The following is a 5254-nucleotide window of genomic DNA, read 5'->3' as shown; positions in this document are numbered from 1 at the left end:
ATAGAAGGCTGATTGTTAGATAAAAAATGACTATCATTAATGAAAATTAATGCTAAGAATAATTAAAATTATGGATGTAGCCACTAGCTTTTCAGCCTTTCATTCATCAGAACAAGCAATTTCAGACGCTATTCGCAAACTCAACATGAAAATTGCGAACCCTAAATTAGTATTAGCGTACTTATCTGAACATTACGACGAACTCACCATTCAAGCTAGACTTGCAGAAGCTTACCCTGATAGTCAAATTTTGGCATGCACATCTTGCCAAGGTGTGATGACTGACGAAGGTTATAAACAAGGCGAGGGGATTGCGCTGTGGGCGCTTTGTGATTATAGAGGGGCGTATGGAACCGCTATCGTATCCTCAAATCAGTCACCATACGACATGGCAAAACAAGCCGTTCTTCAAGCAATTGAAAATAGTAACCGCTTTGGAGAACTTCCGGCATTAATTTTGCTACATGCTACTCCAGGTGCGGAAGAAGAAGTATTAAAAGGAATAGAAGACGAGCTCACCGTTCCTGTTCCTATTATTGGTGGTAGTGCTGCAGATGACTACGTAAAAGGCAATTGGAAGTTGTTCAATCAGGAACAAAGTACCCAAGATGGTGTTGGGATCTGTGTTTTTTACCCATCTTGTGAAATCAGTTTTTCGTTTCATTCTGGGTATGCAAGTACAGGGAAAAATGCTTATGCCACTAAAGTTGAAGGTCGTGAAATTATTGAATTAAATGGCCGTCCAGCAAGTGAAGTGTACTCTGGTTGGTTGGGAAAACCGCTAACGGCTTCGGGGGTTATGCGAGAAAGTAGCTTAAACCCGCTGGGACGTATCGTTGGTAAGCTGCATGATTTACCTTATTTTAAATTATCACATCCGTGTAAGTTGACTAGTCGAGGTGGGATCGAATTCTTTGCCACTATTAACGAAGGCGAAAAGCTTTACTTTATGGAAGGTACTGAAGAAAGGCTTGTCAGTAGAGCTGGTCGGGTTATTGAATCTGCTAATGAAATAGGCAGTAGCCAAGCACTTGATCCCATAGGTGGTATCGCTATTTACTGCGCAGGTTGCATGTTAAGAGTTCAAGATAAAATGAATGATGTTGCTACTTATATTAACACTGCGATGTATGACGCTCCATTTGTATGCGCCTTTACGTTTGGTGAACAAGGTCAGTTTACGGGGGGTGAAAATGCACATGGAAACCTGATGATTTCAGCCGTATTATTTCACAGGGATTAGCCAATGCCTCGTTTTGAGTCTGAGAAATTACAAGAAACATTGCTCGATTTGTTACGTAGTAATGAAAGGGAAAGACAGCTTCGTGACGAAAACGCGGCTATTTTAGCTGGTATTTCAGCAATGGCAGGTGCTAACAATAAACGACAAGTATTCAATAGCTTACTATCTGTTCTTCGTAAGTACATTGGCTTTGAAAATGCGATTGTATTAACCAGAGAAGATGAATCATCGCCATTACTAGAGCTGGTATCAACGAGCCCAGTATTTCAATCAACTGTTTGGGATGTCTCTAATACATTCATTCGCTGTATGAATGGTGAAAGTATTGTCCTATTTGCGCCAGATCGTGTTGAAGAGTTCTATCAACGCTCGCCAGAGCAAATGGCATATTGCCATTCAGCATTGATCACAGGGGTCAAAGTAAGCACAGGTGATGCTTTACTCATTTTTATCCACTCTGAAAAAGGGCAATTCACACCACATTGCCGACGTGTACTTGATCGCTTCCGACCTTTATTAGAGCGGGCTATCATTGATATCGATTACAGAGAACGATTACAGTCGCTTGTCGCGGCAAGAACCCAAGAGCTCACCTATAGCCAGCAGCGGTTTAAAGATTTCGCAAATACTGTCGGTGATTGGTTTTGGGAAATCGACACCGATTATATATTTACCTATATCTCCGCTCCTGATCTTGCTGGCCATATCGTCGATAATGAAAACATCCTCGATATCTTTGATGATCAAGAAAGTGTTCGCCAACAATTATTAACAAAGCTTGAAAGCCAAGAATCGTTTGAAGATGTTGAGTGGCAGTTGCCTGATAGTGAAGGGGGCTTGTGGATCAGTATAAGTGGTACAGCATACTTTAATAAAAAAGGTAAGTTGCTTGGCTACCGCGGAACAGCCAAAAACATCACCAGCCGTAAACAGCGTCTCTTTGATTTACTAGAAGCACGTAAACAAGCTGAATCAGCAAACAAAGCCAAATCACAATTCTTAGCGATGATGAGCCATGAGATTCGAACACCGCTCAATGGTGTTTTAGGATTAATGGATACATTAGCTGATTCCGGACTCGATAATGAGCAAAAGAGTTGGCTCAATCAAATGGATCAGTCAGCACAATTACTACTAACAATCATTAACGATATTTTAGATTTATCGCGTATAGAGTCAGGAAACTTTGAGCTCTATCATTCAAAAATGCGCATCCAAGAGAGCATTGATCTGGTTGTTAGCCAATTGAAAGAACAAGCTATCATTAAGAATATAGATTTGACCGCGTATATTGAAGATTCTATTCCTGAATTTATTCATGGTGATAAAAACAGAATCGCTCAAATCATGTTTAACTTAGTGGGAAATGCTATTAAGTTTACCAATGAAGGCGCTGTCCATATTGTAGCAAAAGCCACTGAAGGTAAAATTCACGTATCAGTCACTGATACAGGCATTGGCATCGCGAAAGAAGCTCAGAAAAACTTGTTTAATCCATTCATTCAAGCAGATTGTAGTATCACACGACGCTATGGTGGTACCGGACTAGGTTTAGCTATTAGCCAACATTTAATTACTAAAATGCGTGGTGAAATAAGACTGGAAAGCGACTTAGGATCTGGTAGCTGTTTTACTATGATATTGCCATGCTTAAACTGTAATACAGAGCTTTCAGAGCAGCGAAAAGAAATATATCCAGCCAGTGATCATGGATTGAGTATTTTACTTGCAGAAGACAGTCAAACGAATCAGCTGGTTGCGAAGCTGATGTTAGAGAAACGAGGTCACAAGGTTCAGATATCCAATAACGGTGATGAAGCTATCGCAATGTATAATCAAAACCCAAACAGCTACGATATTATCCTGATGGATATTTCCATGCCGGTCCTTGATGGGCTAAAAGCCACACAGATTCTTAGAGAGCGCGGTTACAAAATTCCAATCATCGCGTTAACAGCAAATGCGATGGATTCGGATCGGATTTTGTGTGAAGACGCAGGGATGAATGATTTCCTTGCTAAACCCATACAAGTTTCTGAGCTTGAACTGATTTTGCGCAAGTATCAGTCCATTACGCAAGCCGCTAAAGCAAGTTAGCGTTAAGCAATAGCTTAAAAAGATCTACAGAGTCAGCATAACGCTGACTCTGTAATAAACACTTAAGTTGAAGCACCATGCAAACTGAACATTTGCAGCAGTACTTAAACATAGGTGTTTATTACCTATTTTATGGTAAATACACAATACTGTTAAATAACACGCCGTAACGAGCCTAAACAAGAGAAGAGGAGAACAAATAGATGCAGTAGTGCTGACAATACCATCTCTAGATACCTTATTTAACATAATATATATAATGCGCACTGAACAGAATGTGATAGCCCAAAGTTAAAATGTCTCTTTTCTGCAAAACTAAAATGTCCCGTTTTTACCTATCTTAATTCGTATCTGTTTGGTTGATGCGAGCTTTAAATGATGTTGGTGACTATGAATGACAAAGAGATTTTAAAACTTGGTGCTATCCGAGATGTTTGTGAAAAAAGGATCCGTCGTGCAGATGCTGCCTGTATTCTTTCCCTTAGCGTTCGTCAAGTTCAGCGGCTCGTAACACGCTTTCGACAACATGGTGCTGCGGCCATTGTTCATCAACGCCGAGGTCAATCCTCGAGTAACCGAATTAACCATTCAATGAAACTTCGATGTCTGGTGTTGATCCGTGAACATTACGCAGATTTTGGTCCAACACTCGCGCATGAAAAGCTTACTGAACGTCACGATATTCATGTTTCAGTTGAAACACTCCGCCAATGGATGATCACGGATGGCCTTTGGGTTCCGCATACCAAACGTAAACCTCGAGTTTATCAACCTCGTTACCGTCGCGATTGTCTTGGTGAGCTCATTCAAATCGATGGCTCCCATCATGATTGGTTTGAAGGTCGTAGCTCTAAATGTTGCCTGATGATACTCGCTGGACGGGATTTCGGATTGATGAGTATCATCTAGTTAAAATGTATGTATGAGCTGGACTATGTTCCCGTGCGTTCCAATGTGGTCACGCCGTTACCGTTTCGTGGTGGCCGTCGTCTTAAATAGCCATAAAGTGACACGGTAACTAAAGAGAAAAAGAAGATGTATCGCGAGCAACTTATTTGACCCTCGTGTTTCTCTTAGTGTAAGAACCAATAAAACTACCGACATTAGTGTAAAAGCAGGCCCCAACACTCCGCCAAAAAATGAACCTAAATATGCCCAATCTTCATTCCTTTCCCATAGACCAAGACCGAACGTATAAAAATAAAATACAATTGGAATAGCACTTACTACAAATAAACCGCCAAACCATTTTGTCATACTGACTCTAGCCCCAAATTTAATTGCAAAAATCATCATCAGTATTCACGTAAGCTTTGCGTGAAACTTAATTCTGTTTATCTTTGATATCTTATCATCAAAGATAAACAATTACGTAAAGTAAAATACTACTCAAGACGTGAAATACGCTTATCATGACTCTCTAACATCTTCTTTATCCAAGCAATATCCATTTTTATAGCAATACCTACTCCAAACGCTGAGCAGAAACCCGTGGCCGCAGCTACGAGTATGGTTTGATATAAATCCATACTCATCACTCTCCAACTTTTTCTCGTTACGGAACATCTGATTTGGCAGGATAAAAACAACTAAAGGATATAGCTATAGTAAATAATGTAAAGATAAAGACATAAGGCTAGCGAATACATCAAAACCAAAATTAACCTTTCGATTCTACTTTTTAATCCATGGGAAAAGTTACAGAACAGCATGTAAAGGCAAATAAAAGGTAGAATTAAAATAGTATTAAAGAAAACTTCTACTAGTGGAAATAATGTAAATGCATGAAAAGAATAAATACTGAACCCGCTATAAACGAAGATAAATAACAAATATAAAAGCGAAGTAAAGGAAAAGACGACAAGCGTATATAGAAAACCGGAAAATAAAGCCCAAACAGTTCCTTTGTATACT

General features: G+C 39.7%; 2 protein-coding genes and 1 pseudogene. All 3 read left to right on the top strand.

Features of this window, described 5'->3' with window-relative positions; genetic code table 11:
• Positions 1–70 precede the first annotated feature (70 nt).
• Complete coding sequence (locus tag ASV53_RS22470; protein ID WP_094958757.1) at positions 71–1243, top strand: FIST signal transduction protein; 1173 nt, start codon at positions 71–73, stop codon at positions 1241–1243.
• A gap of 3 nt (positions 1244–1246) precedes the next feature.
• Positions 1247–3340, top strand: coding sequence for an ATP-binding protein (locus ASV53_RS22465; protein WP_094958756.1), 2094 nt, complete (start codon positions 1247–1249; stop codon positions 3338–3340).
• 390 nt (positions 3341–3730) lie between these two features.
• Positions 3731–4210, top strand: a pseudogene (locus ASV53_RS22460) (helix-turn-helix domain-containing protein); the annotation flags it as partial.
• Positions 4211–5254: the final 1044 nt, after the last annotated feature.

Origin of the sequence: Photobacterium sanguinicancri (assembly GCF_002265265.1) — a bacterium.
In the GTDB taxonomy this organism is placed as follows: Bacteria; Pseudomonadota; Gammaproteobacteria; order Enterobacterales; family Vibrionaceae; genus Photobacterium; species Photobacterium sanguinicancri.
This window is presented reverse-complemented; position numbering and strand designations above follow the sequence as displayed.

What these genes read in the sequence shown, in the direction of transcription:
- ASV53_RS22470 (WP_094958757.1), top strand. Translation starts at nt 71, where the DNA reads ATGGATGTAGCCACTAGCTTTTCAGCCTTTCATTCATCAGAACAAGCA.
- ASV53_RS22465 (WP_094958756.1), top strand. Translation starts at nt 1,247, where the DNA reads ATGCCTCGTTTTGAGTCTGAGAAATTACAAGAAACATTGCTCGATTTG.